Here is a 23,332-nt window from a genome sequence, read left to right as displayed (position 1 = left end):
CGGAGAAGGGCGCTCAGGGATGGCCGCGGACGGGCACGCCGCTGAGAGGAGGGCGCCGCAGCCGAAGCCGCCGGTTGGACTCCATGCTTCTCGAAACCGTGCGGGAGTCTGTCCTTGCCGGGAATGGGCCGGTCACACCATCTGCCGTTGCTGCCGCCGTCCAGGCAAGTGGCAAGCTGCTGGGTACTGCCGGAGCATTGGCGGCCGCGGAGTCCATCAATGCGGAATTGAATGGCCTCGGGCCGCTCCAGCAGCTTGCCCATGACCCCTCTGTCACAGACATCTTCGTCAACGGTCCAGACTCTGTATGGATGGACCGCGGGCAAGGCCTGGAACGGTCTTCCGTGCAGTTCGATTCTGAAGGACAGATCAGGGCGCTTGCCGCCAGACTGGTCTCGGCGGGCGGCCGCCGCTTGGACGATGGTTCTCCATGCGTGGATGTCAGGCTCAAAGGTGGCTATCGCGTACATGCAGTGCTGGCGCCGATCTCGACCTCAGGGACTCTGCTGTCCATTCGAATTCGACGCGAAGAAACCTTCACTATGGCTGAGCTGCGCGAAGGTGGCATGTTCAACGAGCACATCGAGGCCCTTCTCCATGCCATCGTGGAGCGACGGCTGAGCTTCCTGATCAGCGGCGCCACTGGATCCGGGAAAACAACGCTCCTGTCCACCATGCTCGGATTGAGCCACCCATCCGAGCGCTTGGTATTGATTGAGGACGCCGCTGAGCTCAACCCGGTCCATCCGCATGTGGTAGCGCTTGAATCCCGCCACGGAAACCTTGAGGGAGGTGGGGCCCTGGACCTTGGCGAACTGGTCCGTCAGGCCTTGCGTATGCGACCGGACCGGCTGATTGTGGGGGAGTGCAGGGGCGCCGAGGTCCGCGAACTGCTCACGGCGCTCAATACGGGACACACAGGCGGTGGAGGAACAATCCACGCCAACACCGCTGAAGCTGTGCCGGCGCGGCTGACAGCCCTCGGCGCGCTCGCAGGATTGAACGCTGAGGCCGTGAAGTTGCAGGTCTCAAGTGCACTGGACGTTGTGATTCACGTGGAACGCACGCCTTTGGGGCGAAAAGTCGGCTCAATCGGGGTACTGACGGAGTCCTTGGATGGCCAAAGGGTTGTTACGGCATTGAGATGGGGGCCCGAAGGTCTGGTGCGTGGACCAGCCTGGCCGGACCTGAATGCGAGGCTCTCTGCCAGTTCACCCCGGGAGGAGGATACGACTGCATGGTGTTTGCCCGTTGGCTTTGATGCACCCACAATGATCGGCTACGAATGATCCCCTCCCTTGTTCTCGCGCTGGCGGTGGCGGCATGGATCGAGCTCAAGCTGCCGCTGGCCGACGCCCGGAGAAAGCGGGCAAGGCTCGCCAAGCCTTCAACCATGGGCGGCACCGGGGTCCGGAGAGGCCATGGTGCCCAAGGAGCCAGCAAAGGGCCGTGGGCCGGGCTTTGGTGGTCGAAACGGGTGGAAACCCTACCCCTTGTGGTGTTGGTACAACAGCTCGCTGCCCTCCTGCGGGGAGGACGCGGACAGTCATGGCTCTGGGAAGAGTTGTGGCTCGTCAATAGCTCCTGGCCCGGCCTGGATGCTACGTCAAGGGTCCCACCCCACCACGCGGCTCCAGTAGTTTCTGCAGAAGCTATCAAGGTGCTGGCCGCGGCGCGGGCAGGCTCAGCCATGGGAAATTCCCCCGCTGAAGCTATTCGCACGACGTCCGCAAAGGTCTATCCAGGCCGAGGCAGCACAGAACGCCGAATCTGGATGGAACTTGCTGCATGCCTGGATGTAGCCGAAACCAGCGGCTGTCCACTTGCAGATCTCCTCACGCGCTTCGCAGCACAACTCGAAGCCGAGGAGGATTCAGAAGCAGCACGTCAAACCGCCCTCGCTGGACCCAAAGCGACTGTCAGGCTGTTGTCCTGGCTCCCGGTCCTTGGCCTGGCCCTCGGGATGGCTTTGGGCGTTGACCCTTTGGGAATCCTGCTGGGTAACTTCCTCGGAGTGGCCACCTTAATCATGGGCCTCTTGCTGACCGTGGCAGGGCGGGTATGGTCCTCCCGGCTCGTCGCCTCCGCTGTAGGGGCCACATGATGATGGGATTTCAGTTGCTTGCGCTGGTAGGTGTACTGGCTCTGGCAGCCCTTGCCGGATTCACCAGGCCAGCGACGCTTCGCGGCCAACTGCAGGCGAGACTGACTGGGGACCGCGACTCCAGGGGTGATCCCCATGAGCAACCGGATACCCTCACCGCTGGGGACGGGCTTAGGGACACGGCTATGATGCTCGAGCTCGTAGCTTCCATGCTGGATGCAGGTGCCGGGATAGGGCGGGCGCTGGAATTGATTTCCTATAGCTCCACACCGAAAATCAGTCAGGATCTCCGACCCGTCGTCGCCGCGCTCGCCATGGGGGCTGATTGGGACACCGCGTGGCGAACCCCTACGCAGCATGAGCCGGAAGTAGCGCGTTTGAAGGATGCGCTTGCTTTCGCCGCCTTGACCGGTGCGCCCTCTGCTTCCATTCTCTATGCACAAGCGGCCAGAGAGCGCCGCGAGCAATTCCGTGCCGCGGAGAAGCGGGCCGCCGCCTTGGGAGTAAAGCTTGTGGTTCCCCTTGGACTGTGTTCCTTGCCAGCCTTTATTTGCCTTGGAATCGTGCCCGTACTCATCGCCATGCTGCCGGCTGGATGAGCCGCCAGGGCCAGCGCCTGCAGGATAGCCAGCGCCTGCAGGATAGCCAGCCCTCTTTTCCTCCACAAACCCGTCAAAGCAAGGGTTTATCCACTTGGCGGAACCCGTCCCTTCAGAGTTGGTCCCACTCACGGAAGAGTCGTTTTCATCCGGCGGATCTGCCGGGCTTCCCGCGAAAGGAACACACTATGGAAACTCGATCCAACACGCTTCCCGGCCGCCGCAATACCGGACAGAACGGTTCGCTTGCGCTCGCAGCAACTCCTCCCGGAGTGGTATCCCCGGGGCACGTGAGTGGCAAGCCTGGGGGCGCACAACAGGAGACCGGTATGTGCGTGCAGTTGGACAACCTGTGGCGTCGGATAACCCGGACAAAAAATGTGCGCAGGCGCGTCCGCAACGGTGTACGGCGGCAGACCAATCTCAGACAGACGCGTCTCATAGGCTCCGAAGGCGGAATGGCAACAGCGGAGTACGCCATAGCAACGCTCGCGGCGGTGGGCCTTGCTGGTTTGCTGGTGGTTATCCTCCGCAGCGAGGAAGTCCGGGGGTTCCTGCTCAACCTTGTTCGCACGGCGTTGTCCTTGCCATGACCTTGTTGGTGCCGGTCACGACAGAAGCGGCCACAGGGGAGAGGGAAGGAGGTGCCGTAACAGCTGAGTTCGCCGTTGCCCTGCCAGCGGTCATTTTGTTGCTGGCCTTCTTGTTGTCGGCCGGTGCAGCAGGGATAACCCAGCTCAGGTTGGAGGAAGCGGCCAGGGCCGGTGCTCGAGGCATGGCGCGGGGCGAGACTACCGTCCAAGTTCAGGGAATCGTCAGGCGCTTGGCCGGTGAAGGTGCCACCACAGGGGTCACAAGCGACGGGCGTTGGGTGACGGTGACAGCCTCCGCAGCCGTAGGAGGCTCGCTGGGGTCATTGATCCCCTGGACACTGACGGCTTCGGCATCGGCTCGCGGTGAAACGCCCGAGGCCGCAGTAGTACGTGGAACGCCGGGAGCAGCGGCGCGCGGTGTTCCGACGGAGGATGCCGCTGTGGGAGCTGTGGGAGCTGTGGGGAGCCGATGGGTTCCGTCGTGAGGGGCCGCAGCTTGCGGGTACCCACCATGGAGGGTCCTCCTGAAGAGCCACAACCTGAGAAAGGATCCGGCACGGTGCTGGCGCTGGTACTGGCGTTCGCAGTTATGGCCTTGCTTGCCGGGGTGCTCCTCCTGGCCCAGGCGGGGGTCATGGCGTCGCGGGCTGCCTCTGCAGCAGACCTTGCAGCACTCGCAGCAGCGGATGCAGCGCGCGGAATATCTTCGGGTGAACCCTGTGCTGTGGCGGCCAGCGTGGTGGAACAGCACGGTGCCACGTTGACTGCCTGCGAGGTCGTCGGGGGTGAGGTCGCGGAAGTCGCCACCGAGTTGGAGCGGCCGTTCCTACTCGGTGTGGCTACCGGCAGGGCACGTGCTGGTCCGCCGCCCTAGCCAAGCATGCGTGGGCCGCGGAGTTGGCAGGGATAGCCCAAACCTAGATGGCGTCTTTCAAGAGGACATCAAGGAGTGTGATGGCGGCTGCCTTGTCCAGTGGGTTGTTCTTGTTGCCGCATTTGGGCGACTGCACACAGGACGGGCAGCCGGCTTCGCATTCGCAGGACTTGATGGCCTCCCGGGTCGCCGTAAGCCAGACCTTGGCCTTTTCAAAGCCGCGCTCGGCAAATCCGGCGCCGCCGGGGTGCCCGTCGTAGACGAAGATAGTCGGTACCCCGGTGTCGGCATGCAGGGCAGTGGAGACACCCCCAATGTCCCAACGGTCACTGGACGCCACCAACGGAAGGAGGCCGATTGCCGCGTGTTCCGCGGCATGCAGGGCACCGGGAAACTGCGCTTCCACCAGCCCTGCACCGTGCAGTGACCGGTTGTCCACCACGAACCAGACGGCCTTGGTGAACAGATCCCTGGCCCCGAGATCGAGCGGTTCCTCGCCCAGGATCTCGTTGGAAATCAATGCCTTGCGCTGAAAGGAAACCACTTGGGTTGTGACCTTTACGTCCCCGAAATGCGCAGTGATGTCGCCCCACTGGACCGAGCGCGAGGTCTCCAGGACCTCGATCTGGGTTACATCCCTCGCCGTGGTGTAAAAGTCCGGATTCACGCGCCTCACCATGACGCAGTGGTCGGCCTCGTTGAGTTCCTCCACCAGGTAGCTATCGCCCTGGTGGACATAGATCGCCCCGGTGTGGGCCTGGTAGTGGGTCTGCGGCGAGTCCATCGTCCCCAGAAGGGAACCTGTCTCGGCGTCGACGATGCTCACAGGGCCCCCTCCATCGGCGCGCAGGTTCACCATCCCGGCTGCGCTCTCCGGATGGGTCCAGAACCAGCCCGCGGGCCGTTTGCGGAGATAGCCCTGAAGAACCAGCCGGTCTAGGAGGCTTTCGGCCGTGGGCCCGAAGAGTTCGAGTTCAGCGGGACCCACTGGCAACTCGGCTGCTGCGGCGCACAGGTGTGGCCCCAGAACGTAAGGGTTTCCTGGATCAAACACAGTGGCTTCGACGGACACATCGAAGATGGCTTCCGGATGGTTCACAAGGTACGTGTCCAAGGGGTCATCGCTTGCCACGAACGCCGCGATGGCGTCCTGGCCGGCTCTTCCAGCTCGTCCAATCTGCTGAAAGAGCGAGGCCCTGGTCCCGGGCCAACCGGCAACCAAAACCGCGTCAAGCCCGGAGATATCGATGCCGAGTTCCAAGGCAGAGGTACTGGAAACCCCCAACAGCTGTCCGGACCGCAAGGCCTGTTCCAGGGCACGCCGCTCTTCGGGAAGATAGCCGGAACGGTAGGCGGCCACACGGCTGGGCAGGCTGGGATCCACCTCGTCCAGCAGCCGTTTGGTGATGGACGAAATCGACTCAGCGCCGCGCCGGGACTTGATAAAGGCAATGGTCCGTACACGGGAGGAAACAAGGTTTGCCAGGATGTCAGCAGTCTCGGCCACCGCGGTCCGCCGTTGCTTGGCCCCGTTTTCACCCTTGACGTCTGTCAAGGCGGGCTCCCAGAACGCCACGGTCGTAGAGCCATGCGGAGAACAGTCTTCCGAAACTTCCCTGACCGGGGCACCGATGAGCCGTCCGAAGGAGACGCCCGGCTCGGAGGCAGTGGCAGAAGCGGCGATAAATACGGGTTCAGGAAAGGAGGTTCCGGCGCCGTAGTAGGCGCAGATCCGTCGAAGACGCCTCATGAGGTTGGCTACGTGCGAGCCAAACACGCCGCGGTAACTGTGCGCCTCGTCCACGATCACATAGCGCAGCCTTCGGAAGAAGCGTGCCCACCACGTGTGGTTTGGCAGGATCCCAAAGTGCAGCATGTCCGGGTTGGCAAGGATGAAATTGGCGTGATCGCGGATCCAACGGCGCGACGCGACGTCGGTGTCGCCGTCGTACGTTTCTGCGCGGACTGTAGGAAGCTTCAGGGAACGAATTGCTGCCAATTGGTCTGCGGCCAGTGCCTTGGTGGGGGACAAATACAGTGTCACGGCGCCGTCGTCGTGGATCTTCCCGGGCTCGGACAAGACACGGAGCTCGGAGCGGTGGATGGCGTCCAGCGCCGGCAATTGATAGGCGAGCGATTTTCCGGAGGCAGTGCCGGTGGCGATCACCACGTGCTGGCCTGAGTGGGCAAGTCCTGCCGCCTGGATCTGGTGACGGTACGGTTCATGGATACCCAAAGTGCCGTAAGCCTGGACGATATCGGGGTGAACCCAATCGGGCCACGGTTCGTTGACGGCCTTGCGTGCAGGAATGGTGTGGACGTGGCGCAACTGCTCCGGGTCCGGAGTCCGGCCCAGCAGTGAGATCAGCGAATTGGGTGCAGCCACCAAATCATTCTGTCACTGTGCCGGGCGGGCCGACGGCGGCACCTGTTGGCCGCCGTCGCAAACGACCGCCCAACAACGGGTGTCACGCTACGGAAAGGTCCGAACCCTCACCGGCGCTGACTGACATCATCAGAACGTGGCATACAACGTCCCATCCCAGGTGGGAATAGAGTTTCTGGCCGTCCAAGGAAGCGAGGAGGAGGCCATTTTCGACGTCGTGCTCGAAGGCCTGGGCGGCGAGGGCTTTCATGATGAAGCTTCCCAGACCACGCCGCTGAAATGCAGGTTCAGTAACGATCTTGTCGAAGACTGCCGTGCCGTCCACCACGAACACCCGGCCGCTGGCAGCAACTTGCTCTCCCGAGTGGACCACGGCGTGGTGGACTCCGTTGGATTCTGAAGTGGTAACTTCCAGATCGTCATCCGGGAGCCAAGGATCCTCTGCATCCTGGGTCTCCATGTCCACAATCATCATGGTCTGGGAGGCCGAGTTGACGTTCAGGCCATGCTGTTCGGCCAAGTACTTATAACGCTGGACGTCATTGGTAAGTATCGTCAGAATCCGTGTATCGGCTTCTGCGGTCTTCGCAGCAAGGGCGGCGAACTCTTCGTCGGACGGATCATGGGCGAAGTACTCCCAGTCACCGGTTTTATCGGCGCGCAGCGCGGCAGGGAAGCGTCCCTCTTGTCGTGACTCATAGCCCCGGCAGCCGGTCCAACCGGCCACCCAGACTTCCAAGAGGTGCGCGATGTCTTCAACCAAGGCGTCTGGACTCATGTAGAGAGACTATGCCAGCGCTCGTTCAAGCAACAGAGCCCGGTCAGCGGAAGAATCCTTGCTTATGAAATTGTGACTTCGACGACTGGAACGCACCCATGGGCGTTGAACTAGTCGCGGGCGGGCGGCGATTTTAGTACAGCAAGTACCCTTTAACAGTGGCTTTGAACCGAATTGTTCTCTTTTATGGCTTTACCCCGATCGCCGATCCCGACGCCGTGCGTCTGTGGCAGCGTGCCCTCTGCGAGAAATTGGGCCTCAGGGGCCGGATCCTGATCTCGAAGGACGGCATTAACGCCACGGTTGGCGGCGAACTGAACAACATGAAGCAGTACGTGAAAACCACCCGCGAGTACAAGGGCTTCCACGACATCGATTTCAAGTGGTCCGAGGGCGGGGCTGCCGATTTCCCCCGCCTCAGCGTTAAGGTCCGCGACGAAATAGTTTCCTTCGGGGCTCCCGGCGAGCTGAAGGTCGACGAAAACGGTGTGGTGGGCGGAGGCCAACATCTGCAGCCCGAGGAACTTCACTCACTGGTGGACGCGAAGAAAGCGGAGGGCGAAGAGGTGGTGTTCTTCGATGGCCGCAACGCTTTTGAAGCGCAGATCGGCAAATTCAAGGATGCCATCGTCCCGGATGTCGCTACGACCCACGACTTCATCAAGGAACTCGAATCCGGCAAGTATGACGCTCTCAAGGACAAGCCGGTGGTTACTTACTGCACGGGCGGCATCCGTTGCGAGGTGCTCTCAAGCCTGATGGTCAACAGGGGTTTCAAAGAGGTGTACCAGCTCGACGGCGGGATAGTCCGCTACGGCGAAACGTTCAAGGACAAGGGCCTCTGGGAGGGCTCGCTCTACGTTTTCGACAAACGCATGCACGTGGAGTTCAGCGAAGAAGCAAAGACCATCGGCGAGTGCGTTCGCTGCGCCGCGCCCACCAACAAGTTCGAGAATTGCTCCAACCTGAGCTGCCGCACACTGACTCTTTACTGTGCAGAGTGTGCCTCGAGTCCTGAAACCCTTCGTTGCCCCGGAGGCTGCGAAGCCGCCTGAGGTGCAGCGCAATCAAAGCCGGCTGACCCGATAGGCGAAGTTCGCGTCGGATCTGGCGCCCACAGTGATGGCCAGGATGGCGTCCTTTTCCAACTGCACCACGCTTACCCGGGCATTCGCGCATCCCAAAGTCAGGTCAACCAATTCCGTCTCACCCACGCTGACGGCGAAGGAAACCCGCCTGGTGCCGCGGCATGCCAGAGTCACCGCGTACGTTCCGCCGGGCAACTGCACGGTTTGTTCAGTTCTGGATTCGCCGGACTTCAGGAAGCCGCTGCTCGAATAGAACGATTGCCCTTGCGATTCCGGCAAGGCGGCTTTGGCCCACTCTTCGAGGGCCTCGCCTGTGACGGTTTGCTCCAAGGCTGGGTCGGGAGGAAGCACCACGTTGTTGCCGGTGCCCTCCGTGGGGCTGGAATCTGCCCGCCCGCCTTCGTCGTAGGTGTACTCGCACGCCGTCAGTGAGCCACACAGCACGAGCAGCAGTCCGACGGCGGCACTTGCCAGCCGTCTGGACATAACCGAGCCAGCCACCTTGCTGCCCATACGTTGACTCTACGCTGGCCTGGAGGCCCGCCAAAGGGGTGCGGGACAGGGCTAATTTGCGGACGGCACCAGCTGATAGGCGAAAATCAACGGGGCGTCCACGCTACTTGTAGAGATGCTGAGGCCAGCCGTGGCGGGGACTTTGATCTTCACCACTTCAAGGCTGCCGTTGCATGCGGCTCCCGCGTCGGCGATTTGCTTTCCACCGGAAGAGACGGCGAAGAAAACCTTTCCTCCGCCGTCACAAGCCATGGTGAGCGTGTAGTTACCGGCGGGAACGCTGGGTGACTCCTTGACCAGCGGGTCCCGGTTCAGGATCTTGCCGGAATCCTCCAATGTCACTGTGCTGGCGTCGGGAAGGACTTTGTCTTTCCATGCCGGTACATCCGCATGTTCGATGCTGACAGGGCCCTGGCAAGCTGAGGCGGCCAGCAGCGTCCCCGCAGCAATGACAACAAAGCCTGCGCGACGCCCTGTGGAGGAGAGGTTGAGCATGCTTCAACGCTACCGGGTCCCACACCAAGGTTTTGTCCACATAGTCCCAACGGCGGATGTCTGCCACCAAGTGGCCCCCCATAGACTTGCAATGTGACTCAAACCCCTCAAACATTCACCGCCGGCACTACAGACAACGCCCCGCGGAGCGACCATCCGGAGCTCCTGGTGTCGCTCGCCTCTGACCTTCGCGCCATCTCATACACGGTCGACGGCGTGGCGGAACTTTTGGGGGAATCCGCCTCCGCGGCACTGAGCAGGGACCAGATCATTCCAGCGTTGCTGGTCAGCGAACGGTTATCCAAGGACGGCGGGGAATCCGCCCGTGCGCTGTCCGTCATAGTTCGGCTGTGGTTGCTTGCTGTCCCGCAATCCCCGTCCGATGTTGACTTTGCGTTGCCCACCGTGGGCGCCCAAGGCCTCGCCCGGCTGGGACTCATCACCTTGGAAGCCGGTGTTGCCCGGGCCAAGGTGGACTTGCGTCCTTACGGCTGGGAGGCCAATGAAGACGGCAGCGCGGGAGCGGAGCTCTGGGTGGCCAGCGATCTCGCTGCCCACCAACAAGACGGGGTTTTGAGGCACGATCACGTGCTGGGGATAGGGCGGGCTTCAACAACCCTTGTCCAAACCACCATCAGGCAGCACACACAGCGTGCGCTGGATCTCGGGACAGGGTGCGGCATCCAGACGTTCCACTTGCTGCACCACTGCGAACACGTGACGGCAACAGACATTTCTGACAGGGCGCTGGCCTTCACCCGTTTCAATCTGATGCTCAATGCTCCGGAACTGGACCTGGATCCGGACAACCTGGAAGAGCGCGTCAGCCTGCGCCTGGGCTCGCTGCTGGAACCGGTGGCCGGGGAACGCTTCGGCCTCGTTGTCTCCAACCCGCCCTTTGTCATTACCCCCCGCAGCACTGGCGAATCCTCCGCTGATCAATTCACCTACCGGGACGGCGGTCTCCCGGGCGATGAGATCGTCGCTTCCTTGGTGCGGAACCTGGCTGACATCCTGGAACCTGGCGGCACAGCCCAGATGTTGGGAAATTGGGAGATCGTTAAAGGGACAGAGTGGCATGACCGGCCCTCGTCGTGGCTTCATGGTTCGGGTATGGATGTTTGGTTCATTCAACGCGAGCAGGTGGGCCCGGAGCAGTACGCAGAGACCTGGTTGCAGGACTCCTCGGAGAACCGGGACCGCAGTCACTATCAAGAGTCGTACGCTGCATACATCGACGACTTCGCCTCAAGGGACGTCGAGGGCATCGGCTTTGGCATGATCTGGCTGCGTCGCCCACAAACTTCGAACGGAACACGCCTCAGCCGCTTTGAGGAAATTACCTACCCCATTGAGCAGCCCATCGGACCGCATTTAAACGCGGCCGTGGAGCGCGCTGATTGGCTTGCCGGCAGCAGCTTGCCTGATGCGCACCTTGTGGTGGCCGATGACGTCACAGAAGAGCGCCACCAGCGTCCTGGAGCCGTGCATCCAGGCGTGATCCTCCTGCGGCAGGGGGCTGGCCTTCGCCGAACAAACTTGCTCAGCACCGAGCTGGCGGGCTTTGTTTCTGCTTGTGATGGCCAATTGTCCGTTCGGCAGATAATCGGAGCCTTGGAGGCACTGCTGGGAGGTGCAGACGACTTCGACTCAGTGGCCTTCCGCGAAGGGCTTCTTGCCGAAGTGCGGAATCTCGTCCTGGATGGCTTCCTCCTTCCCGATGCCAAGGAGGCGTCCGCATGAACAGTGCACGGCCCCCGCGCGCACCCCGCACCAAGCCCGCAGTTAGTGACCCTGATTACACTGGTGAAGTGATTGCGAACAACGAGGCACCCCAGGCGTCAGGCGATGCCCCGCGGCGCAAGAGGGCTGAGAAAACGGTTGAGATTACCGATCCCAAGGCTATCCGCGCGTTGGCGCACGCTGCCCGTCTCGAGGTCATTTCCGAGCTCTACGCCACGCAGGTAAGCCACACGGCCACTGAGCTCGCGGCCCGCACGGGGCTAACCCCCAGCGCCATGAGCTACCACCTCCGTGCGCTCCAGAAATGGGGCATCGTTGCCCCTGCGGAAAATGCCGGCGACGCAAGGGAACGCCGATGGAAAGCCGCCGGAACCGACTTCACGATTTCAGGCGGCAGCGTAGCCAGTCCGGAGATCGCGGTGGTCGATCTTGAGCTGGATGCCTTCCGGCGCAGGGCCTCCGCTTTCGCCAGGGCACGGGGAGAGCGCCGGCAACGTGGCGAAGCGGCGGAAGAGCCGGTGTCGGTGGTGCTGGCGAGCAACCTGCTGTACTTGACCAACCAGCAGCGCAAGGAGCTTTCAGAGCGGATCCGGGAGGTCCTGCGGGAGTATGAACTCGATGACCCAACCCAGATCCCGCAAGGCGCCGAGCGAGTTGCTACTCTTTGGTCGATGATCCCGGATGACCGCCTGGCACCTGGGCATTAGGGGCCTGGCCAGGCCCTCGGATTTCCACGCCAAAACGCAGGATTCTGCAATCTATGGTGAACTAGGCCAATATGGGCACCAGCCCAATTACACATTTTTTCTGTAGGAGCACCGTGCCCAGCAAGGCAAAAACCGGCAAGAAACTCGTGATCGTGGAGTCTCCGGCCAAGAGCAAGACCATCGCCAAGTACCTTGGCGAGGGCTTCATCGTCGAGGCTTCCATCGGCCATATCCGGGACCTCCCGCAGCCATCAGACCTCCCTGCAGAACTCAAGAAGACCTCGCTGGGCAAGTTCGCCGTCGATATCGAGAACGACTTCAAGCCGTACTACGTCGTATCGCCGGACAAGAAGAAGAAGGTCGCCGAGCTCAAGGCCCAGCTGAAAGACGCTGACGCGCTCTATCTCGCAACCGATGGGGACCGCGAGGGCGAGGCCATCGCGTGGCACCTCCTTGAGGTGCTCAAACCCAAGGTTCCCGTGTATCGCATGACCTTCGGCGAAATCACCAAGGAAGCGATTCACCGTGCCATGGACAACCTGCGCGACGTCGACACCGCCCTGGTTGATGCCCAGGAGACCCGGCGTATCCTGGACCGGCTCTACGGTTACGAAATCTCGCCGGTTCTGTGGCGCAAGGTTGCCAGAGGACTCTCCGCTGGCCGTGTGCAGTCCGTGGTCACCCGCATGGTGGTCGATCGCGAACGCGAACGTATGGCTTTCCGGGCGGCGTCCTATTGGGACCTGACCGGCCAGTTCGGCGCCGACTCGGGATCGTTCAAAGCGAAGCTCGCCGCGGTGGACGGTTCCAAGGTGGCCAGCGGTCGTGACTTTAACGACAATGGTCAGCTGACATCCTCCAACGTGGTGCACCTCAACGAGGAACTCGCCACGTCTTTGGCTGCGGGGCTGCAGGACGCCGATTTCCGCGTTCGCTCTGTAGACACCAAGCCGTACACCCGCCGTCCTGCCGCGCCGTTCACCACCTCCACGTTGCAGCAGGAAGCTGGCCGAAAGCTCAGGTTCTCCTCGAAGAGCACCATGCAGGTAGCCCAGCGCCTGTACGAAAACGGCTATATCACCTATATGCGTACGGACTCCTCTGCCTTGAGCGATGAAGCTGTGACAGCAGCCCGCAGGCAGGCCGCGGAGCTCTACGGCCCCGAGTACGTGCCCCAAAGCCCCCGCGTGTACGCCAACAAAGCTGCAAACGCGCAAGAGGCCCACGAAGCCATCCGTCCGGCAGGTGACTCGTTCCGCACTCCTGCCCAAGTGGCCAAGCAGCTCAGCGGAGACGAATTCCGCCTGTACGAGCTCATCTGGAAGCGCACGGTCGCATCGCAGATGGCCGACGCCAAGGGCTCGACGGCCACCATCCGCCTGGGTGCCGTGGCAACTGACGGACGCGACGCCGAATTCTCGGCCTCGGGTACCGTCATCACCTTCCCCGGATTCCTCGCCGCTTATGAGGAGGGCAAGGACGAGAGCCGCGGAGACGACGACTCCGATGAAGCCCGCCGTCTGCCCAACGTGGCCAAGGATGACTCCCTGAAGGCCTCGGACATCGTGGCTGTGGGCCATGAGACGTCGCCGCCCCCGCGCTACACTGAAGCCTCGTTGACAGCTGAGCTGGAAAAGAAGGGCATCGGCCGTCCGTCCACATACGCCTCCACGATTTCCACCATCCAGGATCGCGGTTATGTTCGGAAGCAAGGTTCTGCGCTGGTTCCCAGCTGGATCGCTTTCTCGGTGATCCGCTTGCTGGAGCAGCACTTCACGGACTACGTGGACTACGAGTTCACGGCAGACATGGAAGGCGACCTTGACAAGATCGCCAATGGACAGGCTGTTGGCGCTGCTTGGCTTAAGCACTTCTACTACGGTGAAGACGCAGACCCAGGCCTGCTGAGCATCGTGAACAACCTCGGCGAAATCGATGCACGCGAGATCAACTCCGTGCCGATCGCGGAAGGCATCACCCTGCGTGTGGGCAAGTTCGGTCCGTACCTGGAAAGCAGCATCCCCACCATTGATGAGAAGACCGGCGAGGTGGTGGAATCCGCACGGGCCAATGTCCCCGAGGAACTGGCTCCTGATGAACTGACGGCCGCCAAGGCCATTGAACTCATGGAAACGGCTGCTCCCGAGGAACGGGTCCTCGGAACGGACCCCCACACAGGACACACGGTGGTGGCCAAGAACGGCCGCTACGGCGCTTACGTCACCGAGATCATCCCCGAGATGACAGAGGAACAGCTGGCAAACCAGCCAGTTGAGTACTACAAGAACGGCAAGCCCAAGCCGCCCAAGAAGCCGGTGAAAGCCAAGCCACGCACAGGCTCGCTGTTCAAGTCCATGACCGTGGACAGCGTCACTTTGGATGAGGCCCTGCAACTCATGAGCTTGCCCCGGGTCCTTGGTGAGGATGCCGAAGGAAACGTCATCACGGTCCAGAACGGCCGGTTCGGACCTTACCTGAAGAAGGGCACAGACTCCCGCTCCATCGGATCCGAAGAAGAGATCTTCACCATCACCCTGGAACAGGCCTTGGAGATCTATTCACAGCCCAAGCAGCGTGGTGCCCGTGCCGCCGTGCCGCCGCTCGCCGAGTTCGGCCCGGACCCCGTCTCGGAGAAAAACATTGTCGTGAAGGAGGGCCGTTTCGGTCCGTACATCACTGATGGCGTCACTAACATCACGGTCCCGCGCTCAACCTCCCTTGAGGAGCTAACACGGGAACGCGCCGTCGAACTTCTTGCCGAGAAGCGGGCCAAGGGTCCCGTCAAGCGGACCACCACCCGCAAGGCGCCAGCCAAGAAGGCCACCGCCAAGAAGTAGGGCAGCAACACGGCAGGGTGCCGTCCGGGAAGCTAGCGAATTGCGTCCCGGACGGCATCGTGGTCGAGTAGAAGCATGACTGAACAGACGGTTTCACCGGACAACGAACCCTTGAATGACCTCGAAGCCAAGCTTGCCTTGGCCGAACATCCGGACGCCAACCCGGTAGACGTCATCCTTGCTTTCCTGAACAACGAGGTCTACCTGGTCAGTTCTGAAGCGGTGGACGGACCGGATTCTGCCGTAGAGCCACTGGTCCTCTCAAACGCCGATGGCCAGCCAGTCCTAGCGGTTTTCAGCCACCCGAGCCGCGTGGACGCACGTTTCCTGGAAGCTGCCCCGCATGTTCTGGGCACCATGGGCTCGGCGATTCTCGGTAACATCGGCGACGAACTGGGTATGGTCATCAACCCCGGCAGCGAATTTGGCTTCGAGATCGATCCTGAAGGGATCGCCAACATCCGGCGCGACTTCAAACGGGCAGACGAAGCCGGGGAGCCAACAGAATAGCTGGCATCCAGGACGCGAGGCGCGCACGTGTCCGCGAAACGTGGACGCCAAGTTGCTTTCCCGGCTTCGAATCGGTGAATAATGGCAGAATGCGTCTTGGCGTTCTCGACATCGGTTCAAACACCGTCCACCTGCTGCTCGTGGATGCCCATCCCGGCGCACGCCCCGTGGCTTTCGCCTCCCACAAGCGCCCCCTTTCCCTGGTGCAATACCTGGATGGTGATGGCAACATCAATGATGACGGCCAGAACGAGCTGATTGAGTTCGTCCTGGAGGCGTGGGAATTCGCAGCACGCCACAAGGCCGAGGATCTGCTGGCCTTTTGTACGTCGGCAATCCGTGAGGCAACCAACGGCGCCGAGGTCCTGGCACGGGTCAAGCATGAGACCACGGTGACTCTCCAGGAGCTCACGGGCAGCGAAGAAGCCTCCATGACCTTCTTTGCCGTTCGCCGTTGGTATGGGTGGGGTGCCGGTCCCATTCTGGACCTGGACATCGGCGGAGGCTCGTTCGAAATGGCCTACGGTACAGACGAACTCCCGGAGTTTGCTACGTCTGTTCCCCTGGGGGCAAGCCGGCTCACACGGGATTGGCTCCATGACGATCCACCCAGTGCCAAGAGTGTCAAGGAGTTGAGGCGTTACATCCGTTCCACGCTCAAACCGGTTGTCCGTAATTTTCACGAGCTCGGCCGCGCCAACCTGGTGGCCGGGACCTCCAAGACGTTCCGCTCGCTTGCACGGATCGCTGGTGCAGCCCCCAGCGGAGCTGGTCCTTACGTGAAACGGGAACTCCACGCCGCCGATCTTGGTCTGTGGGCCCAGCGCATATCCGCCATGAAAGTTGAGGACCGCTTGTATCTCCCCGGCGTTTCGGACGCGCGGGCCCGCCAATTGCTGGCTGGTGCCTTGGTGGCAGAAGCCGCGCTGGAACTCTTCGAATTCCCTAAAATGGAAATCTGCCCGTGGGCTCTGCGCGAAGGGCTGATCCTTCGCCGACTGGACCAGTTGGTCTTCGAAGAAGCCGTGGATCCCGCGCCGCACGTCGGGAAGCGCAAGAAGGACAAGTCCAAGAAAAAAGCAGGCAAGGAAGGCGACAAGAAGACGGACAGCGACGAGCCCCAGACCACCTTTGAGGAATTCCCTGTGCCGGTAAATAACCCTGCACCCGCACCAATCCCGGCCCCTATGGCAGGCGGGCTGGCTTCCTGAGATGAGCACCGACGTCGAGCCTGTTGAAAATAACCGCCATATCCCGGTGGCGCTGTCCAGCGCGTCCGTGTATCCGTTGAGCGTCCATGACGCTTTCGCTGTGGCCCAGGACCTCGGTTATGAAGGCGTGGAGGTCATGGTCACCAACAACGCCGTGAGCCAGAATCCTGACGCCCTCATCCAGCTGAGCCATCGGTACCACCAGCAGATCGTTTCCATTCACGCGCCCACGCTGCTGCTGACCCAGCAAGTGTGGGGAGCGGCATGGAACAAGATCGAGAAATCCTGCCAGATGGCAAGGGAGGTGGGCTGCGACACCGTGGTGGTCCACCCACCGTTCCGCTGGCAATCGAACTACGCCGAGAACTTCGCTGCCGGTGTTCGGGAGATCGCTGCGATGTACCAGGTGCACATCGCAGTCGAGAACATGTACCCCTGGCGCGTCCGTGGACGGGAGGCTGTTGCCTACCTGCCGCACTGGGATCCCTTGGGACAGGATTACGACGACGTCACTTGGGATTTCTCGCACGCGGCCACTGCGGGGGCCAACAGTTTGGAAGCAATCCAGGCGTTGGGGAACAAACTCCGCCACGTTCACCTCACGGATGGTTCAGGTTCCGGCAAGGACGAACACTTGGTTCCGGGCACTGGCACGCAGCAATGTGCAGATGCCCTCCAACACCTTGCATCCAATGGCTTCAACGGTGTTGTGGTGGCGGAGATCTCTACCCGCAAGGCCAAAGTGGCTGGTGAACGCGAGGAAATGTTGGCGGAGACGCTTCGTTTCGCACGGCAGCACCTCAGCATCCCGCTGGTGCGTTCGCACGACAACTAGCTAGTACGCTCCCACAATCATTAAAAGCGAAAGCACCGGCGGCCGAATCGGGAAATGGGGGAAAACCCGCCCGGCCACCGGTGCTGCTGGCGGACATCCCCATGCCCGCCTCATCACTCGCACCCTCAATGAGGTAACTACTAAGTTACGGACCAAGGATGGGTGCTGCCTGCAATAATCTTGGGAACCAGCTGTGAATGTGGATGCCGTTCGACCCCTCCATGGGCAAACTGCCATGATGGTGCAATGAGCAACCGAATCGCATTCCTTGGCTGTGGATCCATGAACGAGGCAATCCTGGCAGGTCTCCTTGCCGCCGGGACTGACCCATCCGACGTCGTCGCCACCGTCCGACGAACCGAGCGCGCAGAAGAACTTGCGCAGCGCCATGGCGTTATGGCGATCGCCGGCGAGGAAGAGCCGGAAAACAATAAGCTTGCCACCAAGGGTTCCGGCATGGTCATCCTTGGCGTCAAGCCAGTTGGCATTGCAGACCTTGCACGGGAAATCAGCCCGGCACTCGCCAAGGACACTGTTGTTGTGAGCGTGGCCGCTGCGGTTTCCATCGCACAGCTTGAAGCCGCCCTCCCGGAAGGGCAGCCGGTGATCCGAGCCATGCCGAACACCCCCGCCAGGCTGGGCCGCGGCGTCGTTTCCGTCTCGCCCGGAACTCACTGCACGCCCGAACAGCTTGAACGGGTGAAGGCCGCGCTGGCAGGTGCCGGCACGGTTGTGGAGGTGCCCGAAGAGCAGGTGGACGCTTTGTCCGCCATCAGCGGTTCCGGCCCCGCATACGCGTTCTATCTGGCTGAGGCCATGGCAGCGGCGGGCGTCGAGCTGGGACTGGACGCCGAATTGTCCCTCATGCTGGCCCGCGAAACGGTGGCAGGCGCCGGGTTCATGCTGGCGGAGCCTGGTGCGGACCCCACTGCGCTGCGCGTCGCCGTGACCAGCCCGAACGGCACCACCGAGCGGGCTATCGCAGCTTTCGACGACGGCGGGATCCCCAGGATCATCGCCGATGGCGCCCGTGCGGCTGCCAACCGCGCAGCAGAGATCACTAAACAGCTGGGCTAATCCCCAACCGCACCCTAGCCTCGCAAGCTCGGCCAGGGAACCCTGCGGTCGTGGGCCCAAAGCAACCGCACCCTAGCCTCGCAAGCTCGGCCAGGGAACCCTGCGGTCGTGGGCCCAAAGCAACCGCACCCTAGCCTCGCAAGCTCGGCCAGGGAACCCTGCGGTCGTGGGCCCAAAGCAACCGCACCCTAGCCTCGCAAGCTCGGCCAGGGAACCCTGCGGTCGTGGGCCCAAAGCAACCGCACCCTAGGGCCGTGCCGCGAAGCGCTCCAGGAGATCGACGTGCCCGGACACGATCAACATGTCGTGCCCGGACACCTTGGTCTCGGGCCGCGCGTAGGTGAAGTCCTCCCCGGGGGTCTTCACGCCTACGATCGTCACGCCGTATTTGGAGCGGACCTTGGACTCTTCCAGCGTGAAGCCCACGGTCTCCTTGGGCGGATACATCTTGACGATTGCGTAATCGTCATCGAACTCGATGAAGTCCAGCATTCGCCCGGATACCAAGTGTGCTGCCCGGACGCCGGCATCGGCCTCCGGGTAGATCACGTGGTTGGCGCCGATCCTGCTGAGGATCTTTCCGTGCGAAGGCGTGATCGCCTTGACCCACAGATGCTGGATCCCCAGGTCCACCAGGTTCACCGTGATGAGCACCGAGGATTCGATCGATGTGCCCACACCCACCACGGCCGAGCTGAACTCCTGCGCCCCCAGTTGGCGCAGGGCATCGATGTTGGTGGCGTCTGCCTCCACCACGTGGGTGAGTACGGGCGCCCATTTCTGGACGAGAGTGCGGTCGCGCTCGATTGCCAGGACTTCCCGGCCTTGCTTGACCAGTTGCTCGGCAGTGGCCGATCCAAACCGGCCAAGGCCAATGACCAGCACTGGTGCGTTGTGGGCGGGGCGGTTCGCCGCCCCTGTGGTACTAGCCAATGATTGGCCTCTCTTCCGGGTAGTGGTAAAGCTGGCTGCGTTGGCGCAGGGCCAGGCCGGCAGCGAGGGTTACGGTGCCGACGCGGCCTGCGAACATCAAGGCGGTCAGGACGTAAACGCCCGACGGCGGCAGCTCGGCGCTGAGGTTCGTGCTCAATCCCACGGTGGCAAAGGCGGAGATGGTTTCAAAGAGCACCCGGTCCAGTGATGCGCCGCTGATGGACAGCAGCAGGAACGCCGCGACCGAGACAAGGGTGGCGCCGGCAACAATCACCGAAATAGCCACCCGCATGGTGCCTTGGGGAATAGTGCGGCCGTATACCTTCACGTCGGCATCGCCACGGGCCTCGGCAACGATGGCGAGGAACATGACCGCAATCGTGGTGACCTTGATGCCGCCCGCCGTGGACGCCGAGCCGCCACCGGCAAACATGAGGGCATCCGTGAGGAGCATCGTGGTGGATTCCATGTGGTTCTGGTCCACCAGATTGAACCCGCCTGAACGCGTCATCACGGAAGCAAAGAGGGAATGAATAAGCTTGTCGCCGAATTCCATGTGCGCGATGGTCCGCACGTTGTCCCATTCCATGAGGGCCCATAGGACCGTGCCGGCGAGCAGCAGGATGAAAGACACCTGGATGGTGAGCTTGGTGTGGAGGTTCCACTTCTTCCAGTTCAGGCCGTTCTGCTGGAGCACCATCACTACCGGGAAACCGAGGCTGCCAAGGAACACGCCGAGCATGAGCGGTACCAGGATCCAGAGATCGGTCTCGTAGGGGACAATTCCGTCCGAGTGCGGCGTAAAGCCGGCATTGTTGAAGGACGAAATCGAGTAGAAGACTCCGTGCCAAACCGATTGCCAGAAGGGCTCCCCAAGGAGCATGAAGCGTGGGACGAGGGCCAGCGCCAAGGCACCCTCGATCACCACGGAGGTCACGATGACGATGCGTAGCAGGGTACCCACTTCACCCAGCCTGCCAGCATTGTTCATGGCCTCCTGGGCGATGAGCTTGCCCCGGACACCAAGCCGCTTGCTGACCATGAGCGCCAGCAGGGACGCCAAGGTCAAGGTGCCGAGGCCGCCCACAAAGATGCCCACCAAAATAATGAGCTGGCCGAGGAAGGACCAGTGGGTTGCGGTGGAAACCACGGTCAGGCCGGTCACACAGACACTCGAAACGGCCGTGAACATGGACTGGTGCAGGGGGGTAGGTTCGCCGGAAGCCGAGGAAAACGGCAGGGACAACAACCCTGTGAAGAGCAGGATCACCACGGCGAAAGCGACCAGGGCCAAACGGGCCGGGGATGTGTTGGCGATGTTGTCGATGAAGTCGCGCGCACGTGTGAAAATCCACAGACCTTCACGTTCCTGCTGGCCGGGATGCCAGTTGGCCGGGCTCGTGGAGCGCGTCTGGCTTTGAGACATGGGGTTCTTCCTCGGTTGAACATGCTTTCCTGAGTAGTAAACCACTATTCCTGCGGCGTAACCGGGCGGTGGTCCAGTGCGGCCTCAGGTAGCCTGTTCTGGATGAACTCCGGGCTTGGAACAACTGCTTCCAGCATTACGCGATCCGCACTGCCAACGACGGTGGTGTGGGACCCAGCCATGACTGCTTACAACTTTGGTCCCAGCCATCCTATGGCCCCGCAGCGGTTGGAACTGACGGCCAGGCTCGCGGAGTCCCTAGGCCTTTTCGACCACAGCCATGTGGCGGTGGAGGCGCCTGAGTTGGCCACCGACGTCGAACTTTGCTCGGTGCACAGCGCGGAGTACGTCGAGGCGGTGCGCCGCGTCAGCCAGGATCCGTCCATGCCCGAGGAAGACCGGGGCCTCGGAACCGAGGATGATCCCGCATTTGCCGGCATGCACGAGGCCAGCGCCCGACTCGCTGGCGGTTCCCTGTTGGCTGCTGAATCCCTCCTCTCTGGCCAAGCCGTCCGCGCCGTGAATTTCAGCGGTGGATTGCATCATGCCGCGCGGGAAAGGGCCAGCGGCTTCTGCGTCTATAACGACGTCGCAATCGCCATCCAGCGGCTTCTGGACGGCGGTGTGCGGCGCGTCGTGAGTATCGACGTCGACGCCCACCACGGCGATGGGACGCAAAGCATTTTTTGGAATGACCCCCGCGTTATGACCATTTCATTGCATGAATCGGGGCTCACGCTCTTTCCGGGAACGGGTTTCGCGAATGAAACGGGGGGCCCGGATGCGCCCGGGACGGCTGTGAACGTGGCGCTGCCGGCGTTCACGGGGGATGCCGCGTGGCTGCGCGCTTTCCATGCGGTGGTGCCGCAGCTGGTTGGCGCGTTCAATCCCGAGGTGATTGTCAGCCAGCACGGCTGTGACTCGCACCGCCTGGATCCGCTGACGCACCTCAACCTCAGCGTCGACGGCCAGCGGGAGGCGGCCAGCGCCGTCGCCAGCCTTGCCGCCAGGTACTGCGAAAACCGGTGGATAGCCACCGGCGGAGGCGGCTATGACATCACGGGTGTTGTGCCGCGCGCGTGGAGCCATCTGATCGGGATGGTGACGCAGCGGCCGGTCCCGTTGAGCACGCCCGTTCCCGAGGCCTGGCGGACCTATGTCAGGGAGGCTTACGGCGTTTGGGCGCCGGAGTCGATGAGCGATGACGTGGACGTCTGGTGGCGTTCCTGGGAAGTTGGATACGACCCCGCAGACGAGGTGGACCGGACGGTCATTGCTACGCGCAAGGAGATATTCCCCTTGTACGGGCTGGATCCCTGGTTCGACTAGCTGTTCGTGGACCAGGCTGTTCGGGGTCCATTCGACCGTCCCAACCCTGCTACGGCCCGGTCTTCTCCGTCTGGAACACCACGCCCGCTGCCCCCACGAGCCATCCCAGCAAGGACAAGGCAAACGCGCCGATGAGGTCCGTGGACGCTTGCCCTTTGAACAGCCACAGCACCAACACCAGCATGCCCATGGTCATGTAGACCATGATCGCGAAGATCACCCGGCCAGAGAGTCGGTTGGCCACCTCGGTGGGGCTGACAAGAGGGCTGGGCTGGCCAGCCTCGGCTTGGTCCCTTTTAACCTCGGAAATCGTAAAGCCCAGTGCGGATGCCGTCAGGGAACTCAGGGACGTGGCGAGGACGCCTGCAGCTGTCACAAGGGCACCATTGAGTTCAGGGGCAACCGCACCGCCGGTGGGCACCCAGGTTCCGACGCGCAACAGGACGGCAGCCCAAACGAACACGAAAAGTGCCAGGAATACCGCGGCGATGATGTTAAACATTTGACGTCGGAAATAGTCAGTCATGGCCTTGCACCCCGAGCGATTGGCGGCCGGGGCCTGGCAGCCCGGACGGACCGTGACTCCGTTGTAGCACCGGCCCCATGTTGGGTCAACGATCCGTCCCCGTCGCGGCACGAAACAGGGATGCCATTTGGCGTATATGTCGCTAGGGTGGGAGGCATGGTGACTGACGACGTATTTGCCGTCATAGCTGAGGCAACCAGGCGAGATATCCTGGTTTCACTCCGCTCTGGGGATAAAGCTGTAGGCGAACTGGTGGAAGAACTGGCTGCAAGCCAGCCCACGATCTCCAAGCATCTGAAGGTGCTCCGCGAGGCTGACCTCGTCAGCATGCGCGCCCAGGGACAGAAGCGCTACTACGCGCTGAACCCCAAGCCGCTTGCCGGCGTCGCCAGTTGGCTGGAAACTTTCGACGTCGGACCCTCGGCTTCCACCGCCGTCGGACCTTCCGTGGACGCAGCCCAGGAACCCGTGGCCGCCGCTGAAGCAGTGGCCGCTGCGTCGGTTGTGAAACCTGCCGACACAATTCCGGATGTCATCCCAACGCGGGCCGACGCCATTGGCCAGGCCGTGAAAGTCCACTCGAGTGGGACGCCACTCTCCGTCGATCCGGCATCGGATGACACCGTCCCGCAGCAGATTGGCCGGACTGTGGGCCGCGCTGCCACCAGAGCCGCAGATCTGCTGGCCAACCTCCCGAACCTTCCCAATCTCCCCAAGTTCGGTCGAAAGCGCTAGGAACCGCCCCACCCAGTAGGGTCGAATAACGTG

24 protein-coding genes are annotated in these 23,332 nt (G+C 62.1%); 16 read left to right on the top strand and 8 right to left on the bottom strand.

Annotation, left to right across the window (positions count from 1 at the left end):
- Positions 1–83: 83 nt before the first annotated feature.
- From LDN75_RS20045 to LDN75_RS20020, 6 genes are all read left to right on the top strand, one after another.
- A complete protein-coding gene (locus LDN75_RS20045; protein ID WP_223934440.1) occupies positions 84–1,289 on the top strand; it encodes a TadA family conjugal transfer-associated ATPase in 1,206 nt (401 codons plus the stop codon).
- Positions 1,286–2,104 (top strand): hypothetical protein, encoded by an 819-nt coding sequence (locus tag LDN75_RS20040; protein WP_223934439.1) that lies wholly within the window; start codon positions 1,286–1,288, stop codon positions 2,102–2,104. The genes LDN75_RS20045 and LDN75_RS20040 overlap by 4 nt, the downstream gene beginning before the upstream one ends.
- Positions 2,104–2,703, top strand: coding sequence for a type II secretion system F family protein (locus tag LDN75_RS20035; RefSeq protein WP_223937648.1), 600 nt, complete (start codon positions 2,104–2,106; stop codon positions 2,701–2,703). Before LDN75_RS20040 ends, LDN75_RS20035 begins: the two co-directional genes overlap by 1 nt.
- Positions 2,704–2,891: 188 nt before the next feature.
- Entirely contained in the window at positions 2,892–3,296 is a 405-nt protein-coding gene (locus tag LDN75_RS20030) for a DUF4244 domain-containing protein (protein WP_223934438.1), read from the top strand.
- A complete protein-coding gene (locus LDN75_RS20025) occupies positions 3,293–3,781 on the top strand; it encodes a TadE family type IV pilus minor pilin (RefSeq protein WP_223934437.1) in 489 nt (162 codons plus the stop codon). The genes LDN75_RS20030 and LDN75_RS20025 overlap by 4 nt, the downstream gene beginning before the upstream one ends.
- A gap of 26 nt (positions 3,782–3,807) precedes the next feature.
- Complete coding sequence (locus tag LDN75_RS20020) at positions 3,808–4,170, top strand: Rv3654c family TadE-like protein (RefSeq protein ID WP_223937647.1); 363 nt, start codon at positions 3,808–3,810, stop codon at positions 4,168–4,170.
- Between the two features lie 43 nt (positions 4,171–4,213).
- Here the strand turns inward: LDN75_RS20020 and LDN75_RS20015 are convergent, their stop codons facing one another.
- Both LDN75_RS20015 and LDN75_RS20010 read right to left on the bottom strand, forming a co-directional pair.
- The gene (locus LDN75_RS20015; protein WP_223934436.1) at positions 4,214–6,556 is read right to left on the bottom strand and encodes a DEAD/DEAH box helicase; all 2,343 of its coding nucleotides are present in this window, start codon (positions 6,554–6,556) and stop codon (positions 4,214–4,216) included.
- Between the two features lie 82 nt (positions 6,557–6,638).
- On the bottom strand, positions 6,639–7,334 hold the full coding sequence (locus LDN75_RS20010) for a GNAT family N-acetyltransferase (protein WP_223934435.1): 696 nt from the start codon (positions 7,332–7,334) through the stop codon (positions 6,639–6,641).
- 158 nt (positions 7,335–7,492) lie between these two features.
- On the opposite strand from LDN75_RS20010, the gene LDN75_RS20005 reads away from it, so the two are divergent.
- Positions 7,493–8,389, top strand: a complete 897-nt coding sequence (locus LDN75_RS20005) for a rhodanese-related sulfurtransferase (RefSeq protein ID WP_223934434.1) — start codon at positions 7,493–7,495, stop codon at positions 8,387–8,389.
- Positions 8,390–8,401: 12 nt separating this feature from the next.
- Here the strand turns inward: LDN75_RS20005 and LDN75_RS20000 are convergent, their stop codons facing one another.
- Positions 8,402–8,908, bottom strand: a complete 507-nt coding sequence (locus LDN75_RS20000) for a DUF6023 family protein (RefSeq protein WP_223934433.1) — start codon at positions 8,906–8,908, stop codon at positions 8,402–8,404.
- Positions 8,909–8,986: 78 nt separating this feature from the next.
- Positions 8,987–9,430 carry a hypothetical protein gene (locus LDN75_RS19995; protein WP_223934432.1) on the bottom strand — a complete coding sequence of 148 codons (444 nt, stop codon included), beginning with the start codon at positions 9,428–9,430 and terminating at the stop codon, positions 8,987–8,989.
- A 93-nt stretch (positions 9,431–9,523) separates the two neighbouring features.
- Here LDN75_RS19995 and LDN75_RS19990 point away from each other — a divergent pair, with 93 nt between their 5' ends.
- From LDN75_RS19990 to proC, 7 genes are all read left to right on the top strand, one after another.
- The gene (locus LDN75_RS19990) at positions 9,524–11,173 is read left to right on the top strand and encodes a methyltransferase (RefSeq protein WP_223934431.1); all 1,650 of its coding nucleotides are present in this window, start codon (positions 9,524–9,526) and stop codon (positions 11,171–11,173) included.
- A complete protein-coding gene (locus tag LDN75_RS19985; protein WP_223934430.1) occupies positions 11,170–11,880 on the top strand; it encodes a helix-turn-helix domain-containing protein in 711 nt (236 codons plus the stop codon). The genes LDN75_RS19990 and LDN75_RS19985 overlap by 4 nt, the downstream gene beginning before the upstream one ends.
- 113 nt (positions 11,881–11,993) lie before the next feature.
- Positions 11,994–14,717 carry a type I DNA topoisomerase gene (gene topA / locus LDN75_RS19980; protein ID WP_223934429.1) on the top strand — a complete coding sequence of 908 codons (2,724 nt, stop codon included), beginning with the start codon at positions 11,994–11,996 and terminating at the stop codon, positions 14,715–14,717.
- A gap of 75 nt (positions 14,718–14,792) precedes the next feature.
- A complete protein-coding gene (locus LDN75_RS19975; RefSeq protein WP_223934428.1) occupies positions 14,793–15,227 on the top strand; it encodes an SseB family protein in 435 nt (144 codons plus the stop codon).
- Positions 15,228–15,316: 89 nt separating this feature from the next.
- Complete coding sequence (locus tag LDN75_RS19970) at positions 15,317–16,438, top strand: Ppx/GppA phosphatase family protein (protein WP_223934427.1); 1,122 nt, start codon at positions 15,317–15,319, stop codon at positions 16,436–16,438.
- Position 16,439: 1 nt separating this feature from the next.
- Positions 16,440–17,273, top strand: coding sequence for a sugar phosphate isomerase/epimerase (locus LDN75_RS19965; protein WP_223934426.1), 834 nt, complete (start codon positions 16,440–16,442; stop codon positions 17,271–17,273).
- Positions 17,274–17,519: 246 nt separating this feature from the next.
- A complete protein-coding gene (gene proC / locus LDN75_RS19960) occupies positions 17,520–18,350 on the top strand; it encodes a pyrroline-5-carboxylate reductase (protein ID WP_223934425.1) in 831 nt (276 codons plus the stop codon).
- Between the two features lie 246 nt (positions 18,351–18,596).
- Here proC and LDN75_RS19955 read toward each other — a convergent pair whose 3' ends face one another.
- From LDN75_RS19955 to LDN75_RS19945, 3 genes are read right to left on the bottom strand one after another with little or no spacing between them, the layout of a single operon-like run.
- A complete protein-coding gene (locus LDN75_RS19955; RefSeq protein WP_223934424.1) occupies positions 18,597–19,283 on the bottom strand; it encodes a TrkA family potassium uptake protein in 687 nt (228 codons plus the stop codon).
- Positions 19,276–20,709: a potassium transporter TrkG gene (locus LDN75_RS19950; protein ID WP_223934423.1), complete on the bottom strand. Its 1,434-nt coding sequence runs from the start codon at positions 20,707–20,709 to the stop codon at positions 19,276–19,278. The genes LDN75_RS19955 and LDN75_RS19950 overlap by 8 nt, the downstream gene beginning before the upstream one ends.
- 44 nt (positions 20,710–20,753) lie before the next feature.
- Positions 20,754–20,891, bottom strand: a complete 138-nt coding sequence (locus tag LDN75_RS19945; protein ID WP_223934422.1) for a hypothetical protein — start codon at positions 20,889–20,891, stop codon at positions 20,754–20,756.
- On the opposite strand from LDN75_RS19945, the gene LDN75_RS19940 reads away from it, so the two are divergent.
- The gene (locus LDN75_RS19940) at positions 20,890–22,038 is read left to right on the top strand and encodes an acetoin utilization protein AcuC (protein WP_223934421.1); all 1,149 of its coding nucleotides are present in this window, start codon (positions 20,890–20,892) and stop codon (positions 22,036–22,038) included. The two genes, LDN75_RS19945 and LDN75_RS19940, sit on opposite strands and share 2 nt — an antisense overlap.
- Positions 22,039–22,087: 49 nt before the next feature.
- Here the strand turns inward: LDN75_RS19940 and LDN75_RS19935 are convergent, their stop codons facing one another.
- Positions 22,088–22,564: a hypothetical protein gene (locus LDN75_RS19935; RefSeq protein ID WP_223934420.1), complete on the bottom strand. Its 477-nt coding sequence runs from the start codon at positions 22,562–22,564 to the stop codon at positions 22,088–22,090.
- A 156-nt stretch (positions 22,565–22,720) separates the two neighbouring features.
- On the opposite strand from LDN75_RS19935, the gene LDN75_RS19930 reads away from it, so the two are divergent.
- Positions 22,721–23,299, top strand: a complete 579-nt coding sequence (locus LDN75_RS19930) for a metalloregulator ArsR/SmtB family transcription factor (RefSeq protein WP_223934419.1) — start codon at positions 22,721–22,723, stop codon at positions 23,297–23,299.
- Positions 23,300–23,332 lie beyond the last annotated feature (33 nt).

Origin of the sequence: Arthrobacter sp. StoSoilB5 (assembly GCF_019977235.1) — a bacterium.
GTDB lineage: Bacteria > Actinomycetota > Actinomycetes > Actinomycetales > Micrococcaceae > Arthrobacter.
This window is presented reverse-complemented; position numbering and strand designations above follow the sequence as displayed.